Below are 26144 nucleotides of genomic sequence, written 5' to 3' on the forward strand. Positions count from 1 at the left end.
CGGATTTTGAACCGTTATCACGTTTTAAAATTTCTAAAAAGTGCAGCCCAACTTCTATTTGCGAAGCATTTCACAGCCATAATTTTTAGAAAATAAAACACGATGCATAATAATTTAGTGAAAGACATTTACTTTAAAGCTCCTGTCAACCCTGCATCTCTTCTCCACTTCAGTATATACTGTGCAAAAACACAATAATGAGTAATGTCATGTCATTAATTGCAACTGGCACGCTAAACAAAATGCGTGCTTCTCTGGACGGTGCCGTCAATTACCGTCTTCCTGTCGGTGAGGAAGAAATCGACTTAACTCCGTTTCTGGGTAAAACGCTCACACTGACTCACACTGGCAATATTTTTTGTTGCTCATGTGGAAAGAAAACGAAAAAGAGTTATTCGCAAGGCCACTGTTTTGTATGCATGAAAAAGCTAGCAAGCTGCGACATGTGTATCATGAAGCCAGAGACCTGCCACTACGATCAAGGGACTTGTCGCGAACCACAATGGGGTGAAGAGAATTGCATGGTGGATCACTTTGTCTACCTGTCCAACACATCCAGCTTAAAAGTTGGTATTACTCGTCATACTCAAATCCCGACTCGTTGGATTGACCAAGGCGCGACTCAGGGCTTGCCAATTTTTAAAGTAAAAACTCGCCATATCTCCGGTTTAATTGAAGTTGAACTGGCGAAACATATCGCAGACAAGACCAATTGGCGCACACTGCTTAAAGGTGACGGTGAACCTATGGCATTGCAGGACCGTTTTGCTGAGCTATTGCCTTTAGTCGAAGAGAAAATTGCCGAGATAAAACAGCAATTCGGCGAAGATGCCATTGAAGTATTAAACGAAAGCATTACCGACCTTAGCTACCCGGTACAACAGCACCCAACGAAGATCACTTCGCATAACTTCGATAAAAACCCGGTTGTTACTGGCACTTTGCAAGGCATCAAAGGTCAATACCTCATCTTTGATACTGGCGTTATTAATGTAAGAAAATTCACTTCCTATGAAGTTGAAGTTAGTGCGTAATCGCTTGCAGAACGCGTTGATTCAAATAAAAACGAAAAAAGCTCGAGTTTGACTCGAGCTTTTGTTTTTCTATTAGGAAGAAATCGTTAGTTATGCGTCAAGGATGCTTTCTAGCACATCGAATAACATATCGACTTCTTCTATTGTGTTGTAATGCATACAACCAATTCGCACTACACCACCCGATTCTTCTAAACCAAGTTGACGAACTAAGCCCAACGCATAAAAGTGACCATTCCATACACAAATGTTATGTTCACCCAGTGTTTTCGCGATGAACTCTGGAGAATATCGGCCAAACGTTAGCGCAAAAGTTGGCGTGCGGAGTTGGCTATCTTCCTTTGCGATACCGAATAGATTGACACCATCTAATGCATTCAAACGCTGTAAGAAACGCTCACTCAAGCGCTGCTCATGTTGTTCATACAGTTGGTAACTTTGCTCCAACCGTTGGCGAAGAGGTAAACCGACTTCACCAAATTGAGCCAGATACTCAACCGCAGAAACGACACCAGCAAGACCTTCAAAACTTTGCGTTCCTGTTTCAAATCGACCTGGACCTATATTAGTGGCAGGCTCGACTTTGTAAGGGCGAATACTGTGGAGCCACTGATCGGCTATGTAAGCAATACCAACGTGCGGTCCGAAAAACTTGTAAGCTGAGCAAGCTAAAAAGTCACAACCTAACGCTTGAACATCAACCAAATGATGAGGCGCATAATGGACGGCATCCACATAAACTTGTGCCCCGACATTGTGCGCCATGCTGACTACTTGCTGTACATCCACAATAGAGCCCGTCGTGTTCGATGCATGAGTCACAGCGACAAGGCGCGTTTTATCAGAAAGAAGGCGGCTTAAATGCTCCATATCCAGCGTACAATCTTCTTCGTTGATACGAACTTGATGAACCGTAACGCCTTTATCTTCTGCCGCTTGCTGCCAGCTGGATACATTTGAATAGTGATCCAAAGCGGAAACAATGATCTCATCTCCTGCTTGCCAATCTCGACTAATCGCGCGACTAAGCTGAAAGGTTAGTGAGGTCATATTGGCACCGAAGACAATATTGCCAGATGAAGGGGCATTAAGTAGCGCCTGAGCCGACTCACGCGCATTTTGCATTACGTCAACGGTCACTTGGCTAGAAAAATAATGCCCGCCTAAGTTAGCGTTGAAACAACCTAAATACCCTACCATGCTGTCTAGTACTGATTGAGGCACTTGTGAGCCACCTGGACCATCAAAAAACGTCACGGGCTTGTCGTTGTGGTATTGAGCCAACGCCGGAAATTGCTCTCTGATCTGATTAAGATTGAAGTTCATTACGCTTATCCGTAGCCGTGAGTACAAATACATCCATATGGCCCGCTTCGTCATCAATAACAGAGCGGATTGGGCACGCGTTATGCCACAGCTTGCTATCAGCCAAGATTGCGACCTCTCCGGTTTCTAGCACTTTACGGAAAAATGGGGCTTGGTTATGGCTGCTGTACAGCATGATGTCGCCACCGATGATGTTATGGCGTCCCACACCAACCATTGCAATGTGATCAAAACCGTCTTGGTGCACACCTTCAGGTGCTACTTGGGTTTCTTCTTCCAGTGCCCTGATACGGATTTGGTGAATTTCTATTTCTTGACCGTTTGGCAGATGATTCGCATTGACAAACAATTCACACATTTCTCGAAAGCCATCGCTGGTAAGAATATCCTTCTCAATTGGCTCGAATTGTCTTACAACATCACCTTGAAATCGGTTGATATCAGAGGATTGAACAAAGCTATTTTTATTTAAGTCGATGACTTTGCCGTTATCAAAACCAACCACAGAATAACGTCGTAGTCGATACTGACCATCTGCATGTTCGGTACGAGGCAGTTCTTCAAACGATGGGGAAAGCTGCTCAATTGCTGCCATGCTGAGCTGTGTTAAATGTAGAGTATTCTCACGTGAATGTAACATCATTTGCTCCTTTAATGAGGCACATTAATTAACATTTAATTTACACACTAGGTTACGCAAATATTCTGCAATTACCAGCTTTTAACGTTGATAGCTTCAACAAAACGACGAAAACGACATAACAAACCAAATCAAACCACAAAAACAGAACCATGTTTCAGTTTTACGCTTTGACAATATTTGAAACTAGACTTCTCTACTACGAATAGAATTTTATGCTAGAAGTCAACGTTCTCTATCAATATTTAGTGGGTTCTAATCTATAACCAATTATTCGATCACAATCGTTGTTTATGCTTTTAAAGCACTAAGAATTTCCATACAATCGAGGGAAATGTTACGCCCTTTTTGGAGCCATAATGAGCGACGTAAAACACTGTAAATTATTAATTCTTGGTTCTGGTCCTGCAGGATACACAGCTGCCGTCTACGCAGCGCGTGCAAACTTAAACCCTGTGCTTGTGACGGGAATGCAACAAGGTGGTCAGCTAACCACCACAACTGAAGTTGAAAACTGGCCAGGCGATGCTGAGGGACTGACAGGACCAGCATTGATGGATCGCATGAAAGAACACGCCGAGCGTTTTGAAACTGAAATCGTATTTGATCACATCAATGAAGTAGATCTATCACAACGCCCATTTCGTTTAAAAGGCGACCCAGGTGAGTACACTTGTGATGCCTTAATCATATCTACCGGCGCATCAGCAAAATACCTTGGCCTTGAGTCTGAAGAAGCATTTAAAGGTCGCGGCGTTTCTGCTTGTGCAACCTGTGACGGTTTCTTCTACCGTAATCAGAAAGTTGCAGTTGTGGGCGGTGGTAACACGGCTGTTGAAGAAGCGCTATACCTATCTAACATTGCGTCAGAAGTTCACCTGATCCACCGCCGCGATTCATTCCGCGCAGAGAAGATCCTTGTGAAACGTCTGATGGATAAAGTTGAAAGCGGTAATATCGTTCTTCATACCGATCGCACTCTCGATGAAGTACTGGGTGACGATATGGGCGTAACGGGCGTCCGCATTAAAGACGTGAACAGCGGTGCGACAGAAGATATCGATGTAATGGGTGCATTCATCGCAATTGGCCACCAGCCAAACACACAAATCTTTGAAGGCCAAGTAGACATGAAAGATGGCTACATCATCGTTCAATCAGGTCTTGAAGGCAACGCAACACAAACTAGTATCGAAGGTGTATTTGCAGCTGGCGACGTAATGGACCACAACTACCGTCAAGCGATCACCTCTGCAGGTACAGGTTGTATGGCTGCATTAGATGCTGAACGTTTCTTAGACTCACTTGGTGACAAATAACTTTTCACATTTGTGTCATATCCTTAAAGCCCAGCGGTATTCCCGCTGGGTTTTCTTTTGTATACTACCGCCTCATTAAAACAATTATCATTAAGCCTTCACGATGGATAAGAAAAAGCAAAGCAGCTTGAATAAGTGGCTGAAGCAACAAAGTAAGTTAGCCAAGCGCTGGCTTATGATTGCGATAGGCCTAGGCGTACTTTCAAGCGTGTTTTTATTGGCTCAAGCAGCCCTGCTCGCCTCCATTCTGCACCAGTTAATCATTGACCAAGTCGACAAAGCCGACCTCATTTGGCATTTTGTTGGGCTCGGTGGCACGGTTATCGGTCGAGCTGCTTGTACCTGGGGTCGAGAGCTTGCCGGTTACCGTTGCGGGGAGCAAATTCGAGTTTATATTCGCCAACTCATTTTAGATAAAGTTCATAAACTTGGGCCAGCTTACATCAAAGGCAAACCTGCTGGCAGTTGGGCAACGCTCATCTTAGAGCAGGTAGAAGATATGCAAGATTTCTTCTCACGCTACTTGCCTCAAATGTCATTATCGGTACTAGTGCCTTTCATCATTTTGGTTGTCGTATTCCCAGTAAACTGGGCAGCAGGCTTGATCTTCCTGGTCACTGCACCACTAGTGCCTATTTTCATGGCACTGGTTGGGATGAAAGCCGCAGAAGCAAACCGTAAAAACTTTAAAGCGATGCAGCGTTTGTCGGGTCACTTTTATGACCGCTTGCAAGCAATGACGACCATTCGCTTATTCGATAGAACAAAATCTGAAACTGAAACTCTTAAGGGTGCTTCAGAAGTCTTTCGTACTCGTACCATGGACGTTCTGAAAATCGCGTTTCTGTCTTCTGCGGTGTTAGAGTTTTTCACTTCTATTTCTATCGCAATTACCGCTGTCTACTTTGGCTTTAGTTATATCGGGGAGCTGGACTTCGGCTACTACGGCACGGGTGTTACGCTCTTTGCTGGTTTGTTCATTCTGATTCTTGCGCCAGAGTTTTATCAGCCATTACGTGATTTGGGCACGTTCTATCATGCGAAACAGCAAGCGGTTGGCGCAGCAGAAAGCATTGTCGAATTTCTGGATTTGGAAGTCGATCAAATCAAAGATGGTACCCAAGCGTTAGATAAAAACAGCCCTATCCATATTGAAGCGGACCAGTTAACCATTTTTAGTCCGGAAGGTAAGCAGCTCGCAGGTCCCCTATCCTTCTCTCTTGAAGCCAACAAAAGTACGGCTTTAGTTGGACCAAGTGGCGCAGGTAAAACAAGCTTGGTAAACACCATCCTCGGTTTCATGCCTTATCAAGGTAGCTTGAAGATTAATGGTTGTGAATTGTCGCAACTGGATCTAGCCACATGGCGAGAGGCAGTAAGCTGGATTGGTCAAAACCCGATGCTATTACACGGTAGCATTCGAGATAACATCACACTAGGTAAGCACAATATTCAGGATGCAGACGTACATTGTGTGTTGAATGACTCTCACGCTGCTGAATTTGTTGAAATGCATGGGTTGGATTATCCGATATCTGATCGTTCTGGTGGTTTATCTGTCGGCCAAGCGCAGCGTTTAGCACTGGCTCGCGCCATGCTACAAAATGGTCGTTTTTGGTTATTAGATGAACCAACCGCAAGCTTAGATGCTCGCAGTGAAAAACTCGTTATGGAAGGCATTAACAAGTATGCGCATGCCACAACGAATTTGATGATTACTCACCAACTTGCGCCTTTACAAAACGTATCGCAAATTCTTGTTATGCAGGACGGCCAGATTGTTCAACGTGGTGATTACGCCACACTGTCGACAGAATATGGCTTATTTAAAGACATGTTGGAAGCGAACCTCGCACAACGTGAAACAGACAAGGGGAACTTAGATGCGTGATTTACTCCCTTATCTAAAACTCTATAAGAAACACTGGTTTGGTCTTTCGCTAGGTATGCTACTGGCATTTCTGACCTTAGCGGCGTCTATTGGCTTATTAACGCTATCAGGTTGGTTTATTTCAGCCGCAGCGGTGGCAGGCTTGACGGTTGCTCGTGAGACCTTCAACTACATGTTACCAGGTGCCGGGGTACGCGGCGCTGCAATGGCTCGAACCGCAGGTCGATGGGGAGAACGTGTAGTTAGCCACAATGCAACGTTCAAGCTACTTACCGATCTACGTATCTTCTTCTTTAAGAAACTTGCACCACTGATTCCGGGTCGTGTTTCTACGATGCGTGATGCCGATCTGCTCAACCGCCTAGTAGCGGACGTAGATGCGATGGATCACGTTTACCTTCGACTTATCAGCCCTGTCGTGATTGGTGTTTTTGGCATATTGAGTTTAACGGCTGTCCTGGCGTTCTTTGATTGGCATCTCGCCCTACTGCTTGGCTCGATTCTTACCGTCATGTTGTTTGTATGGCCAGTACTGTTCTATAAACTGGGTAAAAACAATGGCGAGAATCTCACTCATCATAAAGCGCAATTGCGAGTGGCGACACTGGACTGGCTTCAAGGCTACAGCGAACTGAGTATCTTTGGAGCAGAAGAACGTTATCGTAATCTCATTCTAGAGAAGCAGAAGCAGTTGCTGTCTAACCAATTTGTGAACGCGAACTTAACGGGCATGGCTTCAGGCCTGCTTATGCTGGTGAACGGCATTACACTGGTTGTGATGCTTTGGTTTGCTGCAGACGGCGTAGGTGGTCGTGCTCCTGATCCTTGGATTGCGCTGTTTGCGTTTGCAACCATGGCGAGCTTTGAGATTCTGATGCCTATCGCAGGCGCATTCCAGTATCTCGGTCAAACGTTGACCTCTGCTCGTCGTTTAAATGAAGTAATTTTGGCTGAACCTGACGTTGTCTTCCCTGAGCAGTCGAAACATAAAGACACAACGTTAGACATTGAATTCGACAACATAGATTTTACTTACCCTGACGGTCAGCAAAAGGTGCTGAAAGACTTGTCACTCTCACTACCGTTGGGCACTAAAACTGCAATTGTAGGTCAAACAGGTTCAGGTAAATCAACACTGATTCAGCTTCTTTGCCGCTACTGGGATGTTAACCAAGGTGAAGTTCGAATCGGTGGTACAAAACTGCAAGATTGGAGCGAGTCGGACCTGCGATCAGCAATGACTGTGGTCAGTCAACGCGTAGATGTACTAAACGGGACACTACGTGACAACTTACTCATGGCCGCTCCGGATGCAAGTGATGAGCAACTGTCTACTATTTTACAAAAAGTCGAGCTTGGCGGACTTCTTGAAGAGCCGGGGTTAGACGCTTGGTTAGGCGACGGCGGTCGTCAGTTATCTGGCGGTGAGAAACGTCGAATCGGTATTGCTCGAGCATTGCTACGTGATGCCCCAATCCTACTCTTAGATGAACCGACTGAAGGCCTCGATAAGCGTACGGAACAAAAAGTGATGGCGCTTTTCAATAAACACTTTGCTAATAAGACAGTAGTATTCATTACACACCGACTGATAGAGCTAGAAAGTATGGATAGCATCTGTTTGATGGAACAAGGTGAGATCATCGAGCAAGGCGACCATCCAACGCTACTCGCTCAAAAAGGTCGTTACTACCAGCTATTACAATCTCTATAATTCGATTTTCAGTGACGAGAAGGGCTCATCAAATGATGAGCCCTTTTGTTATTCCTGTATTATTAGTTACCTAATTAAGCACGTATACAGTGCTGATTTACCGACCAGATTTTTTGAGATAAGCCGCCATTTCATCTTCCGGAACCATGCCCCCACCTGTTGCCCAAACAAGATGTGTTGCGTTTTTGAGTTTTTCTTCGTCAAATTTCATTCGAGACTGGTAAGCATGGTTATTCGAGACGTGCACTGCACCAATCATACCGGCTAATGCAGAAGGCTCTAGATTAATACCTTCCAGTTCACTTAACTCACCCAAGTGGTGATACATATGAGCGTCATCAATGGTGTAAAAACCATCAAGTAGCCTTTCCATCGCTCTTCCGACAAATCCCGAGGCACGCCCGACTGCCAAACCATCAGCGGCGGTGATGTTATCGATACCCAAATCTTGTACCGAAATATCGTCATGCAAGCCTGTATGTACGCCCAACAGCATGCACGGTGAGTGCGTTGGCTCTGCGAAAATACAGTGGACATGCTCGCCAAATGCTACCTTCAAGCCAAATGCCACCCCACCAGGTCCACCGCCAACACCACAAGGAAGATAAACAAACAATGGATGATGCTCATCAACCACGATTCCCAAGTCATCAAATTGCTGCTTAAGACGCTCACCCGCAACAGAGTAACCTAGAAACAGCGTCCGTGAGTTTTCATCATCGATAAAGAAACAGTTGGGATCTTTTTCTGCCTCTTTACGACCTTGCTCGACAGCAATACCATAATCTTCTTGGTGCTCTACGACATTAACACCATGCGACCGGAGCTTATTTTTCTTCCATTCCCGCGCATCCGCAGACATGTGGACTGAAACTGAAAAACCCAGCTTCGCACTCATGATGCCGATGGACATACCAAGATTGCCGGTTGAGCCAACCGCAATACTGTACTGCTTAAAAAACTGCCGAAACTCATTGCTGAACAATTTTCTGTAATCATCGTTTTCACAGAGCAAGCCGGCTTCAAACGCCAACTTTTCTGCATGAGTGAGCACTTCATAAATACCACCTCTCGCTTTGATCGAACCAGAAATTGGCAAATGACTGTCTTTTTTGAGCATTAAATGGCCCAATATTGGTGTGTCGTATTGCTGCTCCAAACGCACTTTCATCTTGGGAACATCCACCACAGAAGACTCAATGATGCCATGCGAAGCTTCCGTTTCGGGAAACGCTTTCATCAAATAAGGCGCAAATCGTGCAAGCCGTTCACTCGCAGCTTGAATATCTTTTTCATCTAGCCCCACATAAGGCAAACCTTCTGCTAAAGAGGTTATGTTTGGGTTAAACCAGCAGACCTCCTTAAGATCAATAAGTGGCGCCAAGAGTGGGAGCTGCTTGATCAGCGCTTCAATATTCGCCTTGGTCATTTTACCTTCCTGGAGTGATGTGAGTTGAGATAAACAAAAGCGCCGCAATAGCGACGCTTTGGAGAACAACTATCAGTTTGAGTTTACGCGTAGTTTTTCTCAAACTCTTGCATAAAATCGACTAACGCTTGAACGCCTTCTAACGGCATGGCGTTATAAATGGATGCTCGCATACCACCAACGGCTCGGTGACCTTTTAGCGCTTTCAACCCTTTAGAGCCTGCTAGCTCAAGGAAGGTTGCATCCAGTTCAGGCTTAGCAAGTTGAAATGGCACGTTCATCAAAGAACGGTTTGCTGAGTGCACGCCATTACGGTAGAAATCAGACTGATCGATGTAATCATACAGTAGCGCGGCTTTAGCGCGGTTCACTTGCTCAATCGCTTTTACTCCACCCTGTGCCTTCAGCCATTTGAAAACAAGACCAGACAGGTACCATGCAAAGGTTGGTGGCGTGTTGAACATTGATTCTTTTTCTGCCAAAACAGTGTAATCCAAGATACTTGGTAGTACCTGCTTCGCCATACCTAATAAATCATCGCGCACGATAGCAATAGCAATGCCGGAAGGACCAATATTTTTCTGAGCGCCCGCGTAAATCACACCGTATTTAGACACATCGATTTCACGAGAAAGAATTGTCGAAGACATGTCAGCAACAATCGGTTTGTCGGTGATAGGAAGATCGTTAATCTCAATACCATCAATGGTCTCATTTGGACAGAAGTGAACGTAAGCCGCTTCTGGAGCAATTTTCCATTCACTTGCAGGTAGAACCGCGACTTTCCCGTTGATTTCTGTTTTTGCATCAAACACGTCTGGTTCGCAGTATTTTTTCGCTTCAGCTACCGCGCTTCCAGCCCAATAACCACCATCGATGTAAGTTGCCGTATCGGCATCACCAAGTAAGTTTAGAGGAACAGCAGCAAACTGAGCACGAGCACCACCTTGGCAGAACAGCACTTTATAGTTGTCCGGAATATTCAGAAGATCACGTAAATCCTGCTCGGCTTCTTCTGCAACTTTGATGAACTCTTTGCTTCGGTGGCTGATTTCCATGACCGAAGTGCCAAGACCTTGCCAATCGATTAGTTCCTTTTGTGCTTGCTGCATAACTGCTTTAGGCAGACCTGCTGGCCCTGCACTGAAGTTAAATACGTTGTCCGTATTTTGTTCCATGATGCTCATTGCTCCTGCTATGTAAATATTAAGAAATTAATATCACGTTTTCGCAGTGATAAAAACAAGAAAAGAGGTCTTACGACCTCTTTTTAAAGACTAAGCGTTGAATTGGAACAAATTCGCAACAACACGAATTACTGTTGTTGCATCAAAGCAGGCATAAGTAGAGCCACCAATGGGAACTCATGCCCATTTTCGAACTTCAATTTGCCTTCACCAATTTCTGCTTTTAATTGATAACCGCCCTCTACTTTTTCGATCAACTCCATAATAAGGAGCTCATCAATCCCTTCTTGAATAAATGGGTAATGCGTTACTAATTCATCAGAGAAGTAAGTGCTAAGTTCACCAGTAGTGGCCGTCACCAACTTCATTGGATCTTGAGTAATATGCTTAGTACCTTCAGGGATGGATAGTTGCCACTCGTTGTGGAACTTGCCGTCACCGAACGCGAGTGAAAGCTCGTTCACGGATAAATCAAAACCTTTGCTAAACAGCGTATCGACATGCGGCAATAAATTCGCAATTTCCTGCTCATCTAACATAGGAGAGCTTTGATAGATAGACATAATTTGATCAAAAGACTGGCTATCCACATCTGCAATTGAGAAATCCAACTTAAAGTTATCGACATCCGTCCCATCAGTTAAACGTAGTTTCTTAGCATCTAGGTTTAATTGACTGTTCAGCTTATCACCAGACTCACTCATCGTAGTGTTACCACGGTAGCTCGCATTTTCAATCAAAAAGACAGGCGTCAAGTTCGCATCAACCACATCCAGCTTCTCTAGAGAGAAAGACTGCTCGCCTAACCAGTAGCCTTTTGCTTGCTTTCCTTTACCTTGCCCTGTCAATGCATTCAGATGAAGCTCTTCACCGTTTTCAAAATCCACTTGAACAGAAGGAACGGAAACTTGGTAATTGAGATCACCCAATACCGTCACATCACCTGTTACTTTTGCAGGGCTTGTAGAAACAGAAACACCTTGCGCTTCGTTACGATAATGCCAACTGTCTAGGTCGAGGATAAATGCTGTATTGCCATTTAGTTGAGTCTGGCTATGCATCGTGAGAGGCAAAAAGTCATTGTCCACCAATTTTGAATCTGCTGTTAGGCTTGTTAGACCGTGGCTAACATCACTGGTTACGTCAAACGTCGTTGGCATACCATCACGCTCTAACTGCGTTTTAAGCTCAGGATCAACAACTGAATAACGAGTCAGCACGACTGAAGACAAATAGCCACGCTGATACTCGACCACTTCGCCTTTAATCATTTCATCATTCATATTGGTAATACCATCTTCAATGATGGACTGACCAATTTGTCCGACAGCCAATGGCCAACACAGTGCTAATGAGATAGCACCACCAATGGCGCCGATTTTTTTAAGATTTTGCATAACGTCACTTATTAGATATTTTCGGTCAGTCTACCCCAAACCACCTGCGGAGAAAACATTGAGACAAATCAGACTATTGATGCTTATTCTAGTCCATTAATCAGGAATCATACTTGGCTCCCACTCATCATGTCCTTTTATTGTTAAAGTTTGCGTGGCGAAGTTTTAACCGGAGCTAAAACATCTGTGAATCGTTATGCTGTGTTGTGTCTCGACAACAACCCAATCAGTGCTGAACAGTTTCGATTGGAGCTGTCTGCCTTCTCAAGTAAGTTTGATATTTTTTCTGTCGAATCGATAGAAGAGGCTCAAAGCGCTTTAGAGTATCTAGAAGAAAGAGAACAGACTGTTGCTTTAGTTATAGCGAGCCATCACGCTCATTTTAACGGCGTGGATTTTCTTATTGGTTTAGACCGGATGCCACATACCGAGCAAGCAAGAAAAATTCTTATTAGCTGCTCGTCTGATATAGAGGCAATTCTCACTGCCGTTAATAAGGGCAGGCTCGACCACTGCCTCACTAAACCTTTGCCAGATCACGTCTTATTTAACACAGTGCAAAAAGAGCTGACCCAATTTATCTTGCGAAATGGCAAAGAAGACCTGCTAAGTTACAGTCAGATATTGGATCATCACAGCTTGTTGCGAGCGCACATCAATAACCAGATGAGCCATTATCAAGCCGGATTCTTACACGACTACCACTCGATGTCTGATACCGAGTTAGCCGAGCAAGTGATCTCCGCTCTCCAGCAATTTTTCAAAGATAATGACGAAACAAGAGCGTGCCGTACATACTCACCTGAACACTTATTAACCGTGGAAGGCGAGCCAAATTGCTTTTTGTGGTTTATCACCGAAGGTGAAGTGGCTCTGTACAAGCGCGATGAGCAAGGCATGCAGCGAGAGGTTGTACGCCATAACAAAGGGAATATTGTCGGAGGCATGTCGTTTGTTACTGGGGAATGTTCTTTCTCGACAGCTCTAACACTAACCAAAACAGAAGTTATCAAACTCGATCGCAACGTATTCAATAAAGTGATGCAAAGCGACTCAAACTTACTGCCTCTTTTTACAAACTTGCTTTTACGCCACTTCAACCGCCGATTGCAAAGAAGCATCAACACCAAACTGCAACTTCAAAAAACGCTCGAATCTTTAGAATCAGCCCACCAGCAGCTCATTGAAAGAGAAAAAATGGCGATGCTTGGCCAATTGGTTGCGGGAGTGGCACACGAACTAAACAATCCAGTAGCCGCGATATTGAGGGGCGTAGAGAATTTAACGCATACGCTAGAACGATTACTTAACGATGCGCCCAGTTCCGATATACAAAGCAAAGGCATTGAATTACTGAGCAAAGCGCAAACCTCAAAACCCGCTTCAACCGCCGAGCTCAGATCACGCGTAAAAGCGCTTAGCCATACTCTTCCAGACCGAGCATTGGCAAAAAAAGTGGTGAGCCTTGGATTAGAGTCCGATCAAGAGCTACTTACCCAACTAACGAGAAAGCAGAAAGCGTCTTATCATGCTCTCAATACACTAGAGCAATACCACAAAGCAGGTTCTACACTTCGCTCAATTAATGTCTGTGCAGCACGAATTGCTGATATGGTAAAAAGCCTGAAAGGATATGCTCGGTCAGATGATGAGACCCTGCACTATGCCGATATTCATGAGGGCATTGAAGACACCTTGGTGATTTTCGAGAACAAATTAAAAATGCACCAAGTTTCAACCGACTATGCAAACTTGCCTTCCATCCTTTGTCAACCGATCGCACTCCAACAGGTGTGGACGAACTTGGTCTCTAACGCCATTGACGCATTTCCAGAGAAAGGTGTGTTAAACATACAAACACGCCTTATAGAAAAAGAGCACACACATTATGCCGTTATCTCATTTGAAGATAATGGATGTGGCATTCCTGAATCGCAAAGAGACGCCATTTTCGAGCTGAACTTCACCACAAAAAAAGAAGGTAATTTTGGCTTAGGCATCGGGCTGTCCATCTGCCAGCAAATCGTAACAGCACACAGAGGGTGGATTGACGTCGAATCAGAGATCGGCCAGTTCACACGAATGACCGTCTGGTTACCAGTCATCGAAGAAGGAGATGAAACATGACCAAGTATCTAATTTTATGTGTCGATGACGAACGAGAAGTCTTGGATAGCGTGCTCCAAGATCTTGCTCCCTTCGAGGAGAACTTTGTCGTCGAAGGAGCGGAATCGGTGACTGAAGCTCGGCAAGTGATTGAGGAGATGGCGGAAGAAGAAGTTCAGCTTGCGCTCATTTTATGTGACCACATTATGCCGGAACAAACTGGGATCAGCTTCTTAATCGAACTCAGTCAAAATGGTGACACAAAAGCAGCGCGCAAAGTTTTACTCACAGGACAAGCTGGTTTGGAAGACACCGTAGAAGCCGTAAATAACGCGAGTCTCGATTATTACATTGCCAAACCTTGGAAAGGTGAAGCATTGAGAAAAGCAATCGTGTCTCAGCTTACCGCGTTTGTGATTGAGAATGATGATAACCTGCTATCCTGGACTCAAATCCTTGATTCTGAGGCAATCCTCAACGCCATGGCAGAAAGAAGAGCAAGCTTTGGCGAGTAATAAAGTGTTTGGTTCTAACTTGAACTCAACGATGCTCATTGCACCACCTAACCTCGCATAGTCGAATGAGGTTAGAAAAACATCGTTACTTGTCCGAGTGAAATTCTCGGACACTACGTATATGGCGTAGTTTTTGCTTAAACCAAGGAACTATTAAGTTAATTGACAAAACATCGACACATTTTTGTTGGTCGTGGACCTTCCTTTTTATTATGATGTCGGACAAATCAGATTACGGTTCAAGTGGTTGCTTGAATCCATGGAAATAATGAACAAGGTTTATCGTTAGTTATGCGTAAAACACTATTAGCCGCTGCCTTACTAGTGGCATCAAGCCATGCCCTAGCTGCAAACGATCGCAATGCGCCAGCAACTATGAGCAACTTTAGCTACGACTATTTCGAAGCACGTATTGGCGCAAGTCCTGTGACATTTGGTGCTGGATTCAGCAAATCAATTCACCCGAACGCGCATGTTATTGCTCGTATTGACTCTGAGTTTGAAAGTGATTTTGACTCAGCTGCAGGCTTTGGCTTCCATTCTCCGCTAAACAACTGGGCAGATCTTACTGGTGAAATGCTAATGCGCGTTGTGCAACCTTCGAATGAGAGCAGCACAGATGTTGGTATGGAGCTTAACTTAGGTGTTCGCCAATGGTTGGGCCCTCAATTAGAAGTAGGCGGCAAAGTCGGCTACGTTTCTATCGATAACGATGACGATTGGACTGGCTCTGCCTACGCTCGATTCCACTCAACAGAGCTTTTCTCTTTGGGTGCTGAAGCACGTATCAACGATTTTTACGGTGATCAGGTAATGTTCACTACGCGTTTTAAGTTTTAAGATTTGTGCTATAAGAAAAGGGCAAATTAAAAAAACAAAAACCGAGGTCTCTGCCTCGGTTTTTTTGTCTAATTTAATGACTAACTCAATGAAGTGGTAAAAAACTTCAACGTCCTTTTTCCGCTTTTCACACTTGCCTTTACGACCCGCTAACTCCATCGAAACGAGTCAATCATTGTGCGATCAGCTTCGCTTAGTCACACAGTGCCAATAACTGTTTTTTACGCGGCTCTTGGATCAGTTTCCAATGTACGCCATCAGTTGCACCAGCAAATTTCCACAGTAGCTTTACATCAACATCATTACCGTAAGCCGTTTTAACTTTGTTGAAGACTTTTACAGGTCCAAGTTCTAAAAAGGTTTCTACGTCATCAACACCGGCTTTCTTGACCATACGTTCAAGGGTTAGTTGCATGTTGGGTAAGTCTCTTAAGCGTCTACTGGCAGAGGACTTTTGATATTTCCGTTCCTTAATTGAGTATTCAATTGATTTCTGTACCAGTTCATCAAGCCCTACATATCCGGATTCGAATAAATCGGTTACATCATAATAATTTACGGTTGCCGTCGTCTGTTTTTTGACGTGCTTATACTTCTCACAGCTCAGTTGAGTAAACACTTCATCTAGCCCATTACCACCACGTAAGTAGCAGCAATCATTGCTGACAAGCGCAAACATAGCATCATCGGTGAATAAACCAATACCACCGAACATAGAACGTTTTTGGTACTCACTGAAGGTGCGTACATATTTAAAAAAAGCTTGGTCTGTCATGTCCATTGACCTCTTTAATCTGAATAAATTACCCCGATTAGCGATGTCACCAGATAAACAGCAGCTTATAGCGAATTATAAATGTCGATTTGTTGGCGATATTTTTGTGAGTTGTGCTCACCAACTTGCTTAATCATACTTAACGTTGAAAAATAAGTTAGGACATAGGTCACATATAAAAAAGTATAAATTCTGCATACGTGATTAGTTTCATACTTATTGTTTGTGTGGTGATATTTTTTTGACGCATAGCATGCCTAAAACGCGCCATCATTATGATCTCGCTGGCAATTACGGGCACATAATACGCATTTAATTGATAAAGAATACGCTGTAAGGGTACACTGTACGAAAGATCTCAAGTACAGCGTCACAATGGAACATTTATCATTTTTTTGGCTGCCAAATAATAAAGATAAGCTTATAAACGCACTGGAATCCGAGTTTGCTCAGCTGGTAGAACAGTCCATCTCCACGGGTAAGATTTCGTTACCTCCTATTCCTGATGTCGTGCTTAAAATTCAGCAGTTATGTGTCGAAGAACACACCACGATTGCCGATGTTGCTAACTGTTTATTGGAAGATCCCGGATTAGCAGCGGTCGTTTTACGAGTCGCTAACTCGGTGATTTTCAATCGCAGAAATATCACCTGCAACGACTTAACTACAGCGGTATCTCGTCTCGGAATACTTCGTGTACGTGATATTGTTACCGCACAAGCGATTGAGCAACTTAAACACTCAGTTAATCTCACTAAAGAATGCAATGCCATCTTGGTGAAGAGTGCGGCGATATCTCGTGAGCTCGGTGCCGTCATGGTGATGTTGGTTCAATCGTTTCGTAGCCACGAGCCAGGCACTTATGGTCATCTAGAGCAAGAAAAGGCGTTATTGGTCGGTCTATTAGCCGATATAGGGTTATTTTGCCTAATTAATGAGTACCACTTGTACTTAGATAGGGGCAATTACTTAGACCCAGATATTGCATTGCAGATCTTCCAAACACGTTGTTCTGCCACAAGTAAACTGGTACTTGAGCGTTGGGGGTTTGACAACGACTTCAGAGAAGTATCCTCAAACGAAAAATACGAATTAACGCGACCAGAAGTGAGTTATCTCGACATCGCTAGAATTGCGCATCATTTATTGATGTTCCGCAATCACGATGAACGCATTGACGAACATGAAGTTGAATTCAACTTAACTGGTGCAGAAGTCTTGTATGAACTTAGTAACATGAGTGATACTGACTTCAATGATCAAATCCGTGCTGTACTCAATGCTAGCGGTTTGTAATTTATCGTTTTCTGATAATACCTTATCCGTGATAAAACGATTCGCTCAAGGCTGAGCTGTATGTGGTGAAATGTCTCTAATTTCAACCGATAGATAATTTGATTTATGCGTGTTGATGTTATCTCAAAAAGGAATCATTGAGCTTTATGTTTTCAGGGATGCTATTTATTTTCGCTCCGCTTGTGGTGGGGTATCTAATTCCTATATCTCGATCTTCGTTATTGGAGAAGATCAATCAGTCAACGTCCTACCTTATTTACGTCATTTTGTCGTTGATGGGTCTTAGTTTGGCGGCGCTCGATAATTTAAGCAGCAACTTACAAAGTATTCTCCTCTATGCGAGTACGTTTTTTTTGTGTCTAAGTGCCTGCAACCTGTTGGCTCTGCCTATTATTGATAAAATTATTCCACTCCAGACCAATCAGAATCAAAAGAAGCTACCGTTATCTTCGATGGCTTTAGAGTCAGTTAAGCTTATCGTGGTCGTTGGCGGAGGGTTAGTGGTTGGCCTGCTGTTACCCATTGATTTGAGTTGGGTAGATACAGCAAGCGAATGGATACTCTTTCTACTTCTATTTTTTATTGGTATTCAGCTGCGTAATAGTGGACTTACTCTGCGTCAAATCCTATTAAATAAACAAGGAATGGCCATTGCGGCTGTTGTCATCGCAACATGTATGCTTGGTGGCGTTCTTGCAGCGGTGCTTTTGGATCTTCCTCTTTATCAAGCACTCGCAATGGCTTCAGGTTTTGGCTGGTATTCACTCGCAGGTATTTTAATGGGTGACGCTTTTGGTCCGGTATTTGGTGGCGCGTCGTTCTTGATTGAATTGATGAGAGAGCTAGTCGCACTGGTTGCCATTCCTCTCTTTATTCGTAGCTATCCGTGCACCGCAATTGGTTATGCCGGTGCAACAGCAATGGACTTCACCCTACCCGTTATTCAAACCACCGGTGGTGTGCGTTGTGTTCCTGTTGCTATCGTTAGCGGCTTTATTTTGAGTTTATTGGTACCAGTTATGATGCTTTTCTTTGTATCACTTGCTAGCTAGATCTCAGGTTTTCGCTTTAACATCCATTACAATACGGCAAAAATTTAAATACCCAGTTAACGTCAAAGTGGTCAATATTTTTTGGCAAGACCCCTCTTTCTTTTCGTCATTCAGCCCAACGATTTGTCACGACCAAATAGAAAGAAGGGAGAAACATCAACTGATGTGCATTGCGTTAATAAAGGGATAACAACCAGAAGGAAGAAGAATGAAACGCTTTGTCGTTGCAGCGCTCCTCGCTACAAGCTCAACTTTTACGCTTGCCGCAGATCAACAATGTCTTGCTAGCAAATACGATGGCTACGTCGATGCCTCACTACAGTGGTATCAAGATCTTGTTGATTTGACGGTTACCCAATATCCAGATCTGAAAGAAGTTAGTCAATGGTTCTTGGATGGACGTAAACATCACTTTGAATTAAACCGCGAAGCGGTTCACTACTTTCTAGAGAACGACCCTAGCCGCGTTGCGACGGAACAGCCAATCGAAGCATGGTTAAAACTAGAGCAACATGACGTTAAGCAGTTAGCGACCCGAAGCGATAAGTTAGGTGAAGTTGCAAAACAGACATTTAGCGACCGTCAATCAACTAACCACCCAAAAAACTACGAGCTTCGTTCAGCATTCGCTGATCTGCTTAGTCACCCCCAACAAATTGATACCGCACTTAATAAGTACAATCAGTCAATAGAAAAGATTGAAAAGCAGAAATGTGACTAAGATTGCTCGCATTAGTCGTTGATTAGCATTCGAAAACACTAGAATGTTTTAACGTACTCAATCTAGAATTTTTTAATGTGAATATCGTAACCTTCACCTAAAATTTTCATTTCTACAACTTGGGTTTCAACAATTAAAACGGGACTTTGCGCCCGTTTTAGTTTAGATTGTGCCGCTCGCATTACCAAAATAACTACAAAGATTCTTTGCTATGGTTAAGGAACAAAAAACCGCTGATGTTAGCTTTGAGAGCTTGCTAAAGATCTTCACTGTCCCAGAAGGTCCGGACTCAACGTTAACTAAAATTGACGAGAGCCTCTCGCGAAATCTAAATCAATTTCTTCGTGAACACATCGTGGCAGAAGAAAAGCCTTTACGCGAAATCGAAAAAGACTTTTCTTCTGCTCAGATTCCTGAGCAGCCAGAGTTCGTGTCAGATCATACAGAGCACTTACTCGACACTTTGGTGTCGCACTCAGTTCACACATCTTCACCAAGCTTCATTGGTCATATGACATCGGCACTGCCTTATTTCTTGATGCCACTGTCAAAGATCATGATCGCCTTAAACCAAAACCTGGTAAAAATAGAGACTTCCAAAGCCTTTACACCACTTGAGCGTCAAGTTTTGGGTATGCTGCATCGCTTGATATATGGTCAGAATGATACGTTTTACAATCAGTGGATGCACAGTGCAAACCACTCATTAGGCGCATTTTGTTCCGGCGGCACCATTGCCAATATCACTGCGCTTTGGGTAGCACGTAACAAAGCGTTAAGGGCCAATGGCTCATTTAAAGGCGTGGAAAAGGAAGGCCTTTTTAAAGCCATGAAGCACTATGGCTATGATGGCTTAGCGGTGCTAGTGTCTGAGCGTGGTCACTACTCCCTTAAGAAAGCAGCCGATGTATTAGGGCTAGGCCAAGAGGGCTTGGTTGCGGTTAAAACCGATGCCAACAACCGTATTATTGTCAACGACCTGAAAGCGAAAATTGTTGAGCTCGAAAAACAAAACATCAAGCCTATTGCTGTTATTGGTGTGGCTGGCACAACAGAGACAGGTAATGTTGATCCATTGCCTGAAATCGCTGAAGTCTGCCAAGCTCACGGCTGTCACTTCCATGTGGATGCCGCATGGGGTGGCGCAACACTTATGTCTAACCATCACCGTCATCTTCTTAAAGGTGTGGAAATGGCAGACTCAGTAACTATTGATGCACACAAGCAGCTCTACATCCCGATGGGCGCCGGTATGGTTCTGTTCAAAGACCCTGACGCAATGAAATCCATAGAGCATCACGCTCAATATATATTGCGCAAAGGTTCAAAAGACCTAGGCAGCCATACACTAGAAGGCTCACGTTCGGGCATGGCGATGTTGGTCTACGCCGCAATGCACATCATAAGTCGCCCAGGTTATGAGCTTCTGATTGACCAAAGCATTGAAAAAGCTCGCTACTTTGCGGATTTAATCAAACAGCAAGATGATTTCGAGTTAGTTTCTGAACCAGAGCTTTGTCTGCTCACATACCGTTATTTACCGCCATTCATCCGTGAAGCATTAGCACAAGCAGAAGGCTCACAAAAAGAACAACTGAATGAGCTGATCAATGAGTTAACACAGTTTATTCAAAAGCGTCAGCGCGAAACGGGCAAATCGTTCGTTTCACGTACAAGACTGAACCCAGACCAATGGCAACGCATGAATACGATAGTGTTTCGAGTGGTTTTGGCAAATCCACTGACCACAAAAGAAATTTTGAGCTCAGTGCTTGATGAACAACGCGAAATCGCCAAGCAAGCACCAAATTTGATGAAAAGAATTCAACAGCTGGTTGTTGATATTCAATCGTCTTAACAGCCAGATCGAGTTACATCAATTTGAAATTTTTTTTCGTTTTGATGTAACTCAAACATCATTATCGTGCGACTAGCGCAACAAAACTTCGTTTACACATCCAATTCTGTAGTTTTTACAACATTTTGTTTGAGGCCTGTCAAATTCTCACTAAATAGTACCCGTTATTGGTTTAGACTGATTGAAGATCAGGTTTATACTGATTCTATGGCGCTGGTTGTTTTCGTTAACGCCCCACTCTACTCCGGAATCTTCGTGTTTCCTTTCGTTAGCAGAGCCAGCGAGTTGTTCTCTATACCCTCGTGAACACTATGAATACATTAGAAAAAATTCAAAAAAACCTGGAGAATTTCAGTAAGTCAGAGCGCAAAGTTGCGGAAGTAATTATGGCGTCTCCACAAACTGCAATTCATTCAAGCATTGCAACGCTGGCTAAAATGGCCGACGTTAGTGAGCCCACTGTAAACCGCTTCTGTCGTCGTCTGGACACCAAGGGCTTTCCAGATTTTAAGCTTCACTTGGCACAGAGCCTAGCCAACGGCACCCCTTACGTTAACCGTAATGTGGAAGAAGACGATGGCCCAGACGCGTACACCCATAAGATTTTCGAATCGACGATGGCGTGTTTAGATGTCGCTAAAAATAGCCTAGATCCAATGCAAGTGAACCGTGCGGTCGATTTGCTAACGCAAGCGAAGCGCATTTCATTCTTTGGCCTTGGTGCATCATCTTCTGTTGCCCGAGACGCGCAAAACAAGTTTATTCGCTTTAATATTCCAATTACTTGTTTTGAAGATATTGTTATGCAGCGCATGAGTTGTATCAACTGCAGTGATAATGATGTTGTGGTTCTTATTTCTCATACCGGTCGAACAAAGAGTCAGGTAGAAATAGCGAACCTTGCTCGTGAAAATGGCGCAACGGTTATTGCGATTACAGCGAAGGATTCTCCTCTAGAAAAGGCAAGCTCGCTGGCCATCACGCTCGATATTCCAGAAGATACCGACGTTTACATGCCAATGGCAAGCCGAGTTGTACAAATGACAGTGATTGATGTGCTAGCAACTGGCTTCACTCTTCGCCGTGGTACAGGTTTCCGTGAGAACCTAAAACGCGTAAAAGATGCGTTGAAAGACAGTCGCTATGACAAATTAAGCCAGTACTAAGCACTAAAGCTTAGTCAATACTTTATCTAGGGGAGCTCAAGGCTCCCCTTTTGTTTTAATGCAGCTAAGAAAGCAATCACCCTAAGTCGTTGACACTCGATAAGTCCGTTCTTAATTCCAGTACTTCAACAGAACTGACATGTTGTGCACTCTCAGCTGCGCACTCTCCGCTACAATCACAGACTTGCTGCAATATGTGTATCAAACGTTCCTGATTCAGGGGTAAAGGATTCCCTTTGATTGCCATTGATTTAAGCGCATCATTCGCCACTTGCTCAAAAGAGGTTTGGCATACTCCAAATTGAGCCAGTAGCGGTAACGCTAACTTATCTAGCACCATATTTACCCAAAGAATTCCATCGTGTTCGTTCGCGTTTACTCGCTCAGTGACTAATTGGGCCAACTTGCGATAACGACTTATCACATCATTCCTACCCGCGAGTTTAGCGGCGTTAATGTTCTCCTGCATCACGTGTGGAGCTAGGCGAGCCGTAATAACGCTATGGGGGGCGTCTAACTTGCCTCCTAACGCCGATGCTAACCCATGAGCGGCACCTAATTTGGCATTAGTAATCGCCATACCGCCAAGCAATGCAGCGAACGATAAATCAGAGCGCGCCTTATGATTATCTTGCTTACAAGCGGCAATCACTGAACGGCTTAAGCGGCGTAGCCCCTCTTCGCAGACCATATCAGTAAGAGGGTTTGGCTCACCACACACATATGCTTCCATTAAATGAGTGAACGCATCCATTGCGCCACGTCCAGATGTGTATTGGTTGGTCCCGTAAGTAAGTGTCGGGTCTACAATGGCAACGTCTGCGAGCATATCAGGGCTTCTAAGACTCACTTTCACTTTATCTTGTCCAGATTTCAGCACAGCATTTCTGGTCACTTCTGAACCGGTGCTTGCTGTCGTAGGAATCGCAATAAAATGAAGAGGCTTTGCTTTTAAAGGGACGCTTCTTCCTACCACTTCTACGTAATCGTAAACATTGCCTTGATTGGGAATAATGGCAGCTAAGGCTTTGCCCATATCGATGACGCTGCCACCACCTATCGCAACCACCATATCAGGTTGGAATTTTCTACCGAGCACTGCGGTCTCTTCTACCATCGTGATGTATGGTTCACCAACGATAGCTACGTGCTGGTAACGCATATTTTGAGCTTTAAGATATTGGATAATGGGGGCGGCTCGTTGGGTATCCTGCCCAGTGACCAGCAAAACACTGTAGCCAAATTGGTTAATAACGGACAATGAAGATTGAAGTGCACCTTCACCAAATATAATCCTTGTTGCAGTCATAAACTGAAACATACACACCCTCCCAAAAGAATATACCCAAATAACCTCTCGCCCTCTGATTTAACACTTATGTTAGAGTTGAAGTTATTTGCGTATAGCCAAAATAGATTGCTATTTTTTTAAACAAAAAAAATTGACCAATTCCACCTTGCCATCATTAACCCTTTAGAATGTATGTTTTTTATGCGTCACTTCACATACTTCAGAGCCGTAAAATAAGCACGCGCGTTTAGTTTTTATTCGATAGATTTCACCTATAGAACCAAGAGGTAATTGCCGCTTTATTTCCGTATCTGGATCGGGCATAGTTACTCCAACAAAAGAAAGCGCACTCAGCCGCTATGTTTTGTACGCTTTCAAAAAAGAATAGATTTAGGAGAAATAAGATTATGTTCGTTGTTATCTTTGGTCGCCCTGCATGTCCTTTCTGTGTTCGTGCAAAAGAGCACGCAGAAACGCTAAAAGCAAAACGTGATGACTTCAACTACCGTTACGTTGATATTCACGCTGAGGGTATTTCTAAAGCAGATCTTGAGAAAACAGTTGGTAAACCAGTTGAAACCGTTCCTCAGATCTTTATCGACCAAGAGCACATCGGTGGCTGCGACGAATTCGAAGCATACGCGAAAGAGCACCTAGGTCTATTTGACGAGTAATAAAGACTGTTTTCAAAAAAAGCCGCTTCATGCGGCTTTTTTATTATTTTTCAGCTGGTTATTACGTTAAGTCAACTAATGGTAAAACCTAAAAAAATTCACTTATCTTTTTGCTATATTTAGTTACAATTCACAGTTCTTAATCTTTTTTGGCACACACTCTACCGAGCCACACAGTGAACATAGACGTCGTATACCTTCTTGAGCAAAACCCTATCCTTCTAATCTTCGTCGTATTAGCCATTGGCCTTGCCATCGGAAAAATTCGATTTGGCAAATTACAATTAGGCAACTCTATTGGCGTTCTTATTACCTCTTTGGTAATGGGCCACCTTGGTTTCTCATTTAATGCAGAAGCTTTAACCATTGGCTTTATGCTGTTTATCTACTGCGTTGGCATTGAAGCTGGACCAAACTTTTTTGGTATATTCTTCAGAGATGGTAAGCATTATTTTATTTTAAGCATGACTGTTCTCGTGTCTGCGGTCAGCTTAACGTATGGCTTGAGTCACTATTTCGGCCTCGATTTTGGCTTATCCGCCGGTATGATGGCAGGCGCATTGACCGCAACGCCAGTACTGGTTGGTGCACAAGATGCTCTTAACTCTGGCCTTGCGACTATACCGCGGAATATGGAATTTTCTCTGGTATTAGAAAATCTATCCGTAGGCTACGCGATGGCTTATCTGGTCGGCTTAATTAGCATGATCATGTTTGCTAAATTGTTGCCAAAACTGCAAAAACAAAACCTTTCTGATTCCGCGCAGCAAATCGCACAAGAGCGTGGCCTTGGAAATTCAAGCCAGAGAAAAGTGTATTTACCCATTATTCGAGCTTACCGAGTGGGCCCAGAGCTAATTGACTGGACTGATGGTAAAAACTTACGAGAACTGGGTATTTATCGTCAAACTGGCTGTTACATTGAACGAATCCGCCGAAATGGTATTCTCGCCCACCCAGATGGTGATGCTATCTTGCAAGAGGGAGATGAAATTGCACTGGTTGGCTTCCCTGACAGCCATGCTCGCTTAGACCCTAGCTTCCGTAATGGTAAAGAAGTATTCGACCGTAACTTGCTTGATTTACGCATCGTTGAAGAAGAAATCGTCGTAAAAAGTGACGCAATCGCTGGTAAGCGTTTATCGGATTTGAATTTGTCTGAGTTTGGCTGTTTCTTAAACCGCGTAGTTCGCGCTCAGATTGAAATGCCTATGGACTTAGACATTGTGCTCGCTAAAGGGGACGTCCTTCAAGTGAGCGGCGAGAAAAGCCGAGTACATGGACTGGCGGAAAAAATCGGTTTCATCTCGATCCACAGTCAAATGGCCGATTTGCTCGCTTTTTGTAGCTTCTTTATTTTGGGTATTCTGTTTGGCCTCATCACAATGACGTTCGGTCAGGTGTCTTTCAGTTTGGGTAATGCGGTGGGTCTTCTGTTGTCCGGTATTACGCTTGGTTTCTTACGAGCAAATCACCCTACTTTCGGTTATGTCCCACAAGGGGCGCTGAATATGGTCAAAGATCTAGGGTTAATGTTCTTTATGGTCGGAATTGGTCTAAGTGCAGGTGGAAAGATGTTCGAGCACCTAACGCAAGTAGGACCAAAAGTCATTGGTTTGGCATTTATTGTCAGTGTTGTGCCTGTAGTTCTGGCTTACTTAGTTGGCGCACACGTACTCAAGATGAACCGTGCCCTGCTCTTCGGTGCCATTATTGGCGCCCGTACTTGCGCTCCGGCTATGGATGTCGTTAACGACTACGCTAAGTCCACCATCCCAGCCCTTGGTTATGCGGGTACCTATGCGATTGCGAATATTTTAATGACGCTAGCTGGTACGATTCTGATAATACTAAGTTAATACTCACTTTGACTATGAAATACAAAAAGGCGCTCAATGAGCGCCTTTTGTTTA

21 protein-coding genes are annotated in these 26144 nt (G+C 43.9%); 14 read left to right on the top strand and 7 right to left on the bottom strand.

Annotation, left to right across the window (positions count from 1 at the left end; genetic code table 11):
* The first annotated feature begins 209 nt into the window (after positions 1-209).
* Complete coding sequence (locus R7Z77_RS01785) at positions 210-1034, top strand: DUF2797 domain-containing protein (protein WP_053303179.1); 825 nt, start codon at positions 210-212, stop codon at positions 1032-1034.
* 90 nt (positions 1035-1124) lie between these two features.
* Here R7Z77_RS01785 and R7Z77_RS01790 read toward each other — a convergent pair whose 3' ends face one another.
* Together R7Z77_RS01790 and R7Z77_RS01795 are read right to left on the bottom strand one after the other, a co-directional pair.
* Positions 1125-2360 carry a cysteine desulfurase-like protein gene (locus tag R7Z77_RS01790; protein WP_064353827.1) on the bottom strand — a complete coding sequence of 412 codons (1236 nt, stop codon included), beginning with the start codon at positions 2358-2360 and terminating at the stop codon, positions 1125-1127.
* Positions 2344-3000, bottom strand: a complete 657-nt coding sequence (locus R7Z77_RS01795) for a 2OG-Fe dioxygenase family protein (protein ID WP_005377989.1) — start codon at positions 2998-3000, stop codon at positions 2344-2346. The genes R7Z77_RS01790 and R7Z77_RS01795 overlap by 17 nt, the downstream gene beginning before the upstream one ends.
* A gap of 359 nt (positions 3001-3359) precedes the next feature.
* Here R7Z77_RS01795 and trxB point away from each other — a divergent pair, with 359 nt between their 5' ends.
* From trxB to cydC, 3 genes are all read left to right on the top strand, one after another.
* Entirely contained in the window at positions 3360-4319 is a 960-nt protein-coding gene (gene trxB, locus R7Z77_RS01800; RefSeq protein ID WP_213967382.1) for a thioredoxin-disulfide reductase, read from the top strand.
* A 103-nt stretch (positions 4320-4422) separates the two neighbouring features.
* On the top strand, positions 4423-6210 hold the full coding sequence (gene cydD / locus R7Z77_RS01805) for a heme ABC transporter permease/ATP-binding protein CydD (protein WP_213868396.1): 1788 nt from the start codon (positions 4423-4425) through the stop codon (positions 6208-6210).
* Complete coding sequence (gene cydC / locus R7Z77_RS01810; RefSeq protein ID WP_213967381.1) at positions 6203-7924, top strand: heme ABC transporter ATP-binding protein/permease CydC; 1722 nt, start codon at positions 6203-6205, stop codon at positions 7922-7924. The genes cydD and cydC overlap by 8 nt, the downstream gene beginning before the upstream one ends.
* A 97-nt stretch (positions 7925-8021) precedes the next feature.
* Here cydC and R7Z77_RS01815 read toward each other — a convergent pair whose 3' ends face one another.
* From R7Z77_RS01815 to R7Z77_RS01825, 3 genes are all read right to left on the bottom strand, one after another.
* Entirely contained in the window at positions 8022-9353 is a 1332-nt protein-coding gene (locus tag R7Z77_RS01815; protein ID WP_318136586.1) for a D-serine ammonia-lyase, read from the bottom strand.
* Positions 9354-9436: 83 nt separating this feature from the next.
* Positions 9437-10531 (bottom strand): 3-phosphoserine/phosphohydroxythreonine transaminase, encoded by a 1095-nt coding sequence (gene serC, locus R7Z77_RS01820; protein WP_318136587.1) that lies wholly within the window; start codon positions 10529-10531, stop codon positions 9437-9439.
* A gap of 137 nt (positions 10532-10668) precedes the next feature.
* The gene (locus tag R7Z77_RS01825) at positions 10669-11937 is read right to left on the bottom strand and encodes a DUF945 family protein (protein ID WP_042521988.1); all 1269 of its coding nucleotides are present in this window, start codon (positions 11935-11937) and stop codon (positions 10669-10671) included.
* A gap of 186 nt (positions 11938-12123) precedes the next feature.
* Between R7Z77_RS01825 and R7Z77_RS01830 the strand changes: the two genes are divergently transcribed.
* The 3 genes from R7Z77_RS01830 (at position 12124) to R7Z77_RS01840 (ending at position 15398) form a co-directional block, all read left to right on the top strand.
* The gene (locus R7Z77_RS01830; protein ID WP_213967379.1) at positions 12124-14064 is read left to right on the top strand and encodes an ATP-binding protein; all 1941 of its coding nucleotides are present in this window, start codon (positions 12124-12126) and stop codon (positions 14062-14064) included.
* Complete coding sequence (locus R7Z77_RS01835) at positions 14061-14558, top strand: response regulator (RefSeq protein WP_005378005.1); 498 nt, start codon at positions 14061-14063, stop codon at positions 14556-14558. The genes R7Z77_RS01830 and R7Z77_RS01835 overlap by 4 nt, the downstream gene beginning before the upstream one ends.
* A 291-nt stretch (positions 14559-14849) precedes the next feature.
* On the top strand, positions 14850-15398 hold the full coding sequence (locus R7Z77_RS01840) for a hypothetical protein (RefSeq protein ID WP_005378006.1): 549 nt from the start codon (positions 14850-14852) through the stop codon (positions 15396-15398).
* Positions 15399-15591: 193 nt separating this feature from the next.
* Here the strand turns inward: R7Z77_RS01840 and R7Z77_RS01845 are convergent, their stop codons facing one another.
* Positions 15592-16179: a TfoX/Sxy family DNA transformation protein gene (locus tag R7Z77_RS01845; protein WP_005378007.1), complete on the bottom strand. Its 588-nt coding sequence runs from the start codon at positions 16177-16179 to the stop codon at positions 15592-15594.
* A gap of 369 nt (positions 16180-16548) precedes the next feature.
* Between R7Z77_RS01845 and R7Z77_RS01850 the strand changes: the two genes are divergently transcribed.
* The 5 genes from R7Z77_RS01850 (at position 16549) to R7Z77_RS01870 (ending at position 22266) form a co-directional block, all read left to right on the top strand.
* A complete protein-coding gene (locus tag R7Z77_RS01850; protein ID WP_025766846.1) occupies positions 16549-17469 on the top strand; it encodes an HDOD domain-containing protein in 921 nt (306 codons plus the stop codon).
* Positions 17470-17615: 146 nt separating this feature from the next.
* Complete coding sequence (locus R7Z77_RS01855; protein WP_005378011.1) at positions 17616-18521, top strand: lysine exporter LysO family protein; 906 nt, start codon at positions 17616-17618, stop codon at positions 18519-18521.
* A 208-nt stretch (positions 18522-18729) separates the two neighbouring features.
* Entirely contained in the window at positions 18730-19242 is a 513-nt protein-coding gene (locus tag R7Z77_RS01860; RefSeq protein ID WP_017634875.1) for a hypothetical protein, read from the top strand.
* Positions 19243-19453: 211 nt separating this feature from the next.
* Positions 19454-21100 (top strand): pyridoxal-dependent aspartate 1-decarboxylase PanP, encoded by a 1647-nt coding sequence (gene panP / locus R7Z77_RS01865; RefSeq protein ID WP_005378019.1) that lies wholly within the window; start codon positions 19454-19456, stop codon positions 21098-21100.
* Between the two features lie 311 nt (positions 21101-21411).
* Positions 21412-22266 (top strand): MurR/RpiR family transcriptional regulator, encoded by an 855-nt coding sequence (locus R7Z77_RS01870; RefSeq protein ID WP_005378021.1) that lies wholly within the window; start codon positions 21412-21414, stop codon positions 22264-22266.
* A gap of 76 nt (positions 22267-22342) precedes the next feature.
* Here the strand turns inward: R7Z77_RS01870 and R7Z77_RS01875 are convergent, their stop codons facing one another.
* The gene (locus R7Z77_RS01875) at positions 22343-23587 is read right to left on the bottom strand and encodes an iron-containing alcohol dehydrogenase (protein WP_154204676.1); all 1245 of its coding nucleotides are present in this window, start codon (positions 23585-23587) and stop codon (positions 22343-22345) included.
* A 377-nt stretch (positions 23588-23964) separates the two neighbouring features.
* Here R7Z77_RS01875 and R7Z77_RS01880 point away from each other — a divergent pair, with 377 nt between their 5' ends.
* Together R7Z77_RS01880 and R7Z77_RS01885 are read left to right on the top strand one after the other, a co-directional pair.
* Positions 23965-24231: a GrxA family glutaredoxin gene (locus tag R7Z77_RS01880; protein WP_005378026.1), complete on the top strand. Its 267-nt coding sequence runs from the start codon at positions 23965-23967 to the stop codon at positions 24229-24231.
* A gap of 176 nt (positions 24232-24407) precedes the next feature.
* Positions 24408-26090 (top strand): aspartate:alanine antiporter, encoded by a 1683-nt coding sequence (locus tag R7Z77_RS01885; protein WP_005378028.1) that lies wholly within the window; start codon positions 24408-24410, stop codon positions 26088-26090.
* The last annotated feature ends 54 nt before the right edge of the window (positions 26091-26144 follow it).

It is taken from the genome of Vibrio sp. 1401, assembly GCF_033340295.1.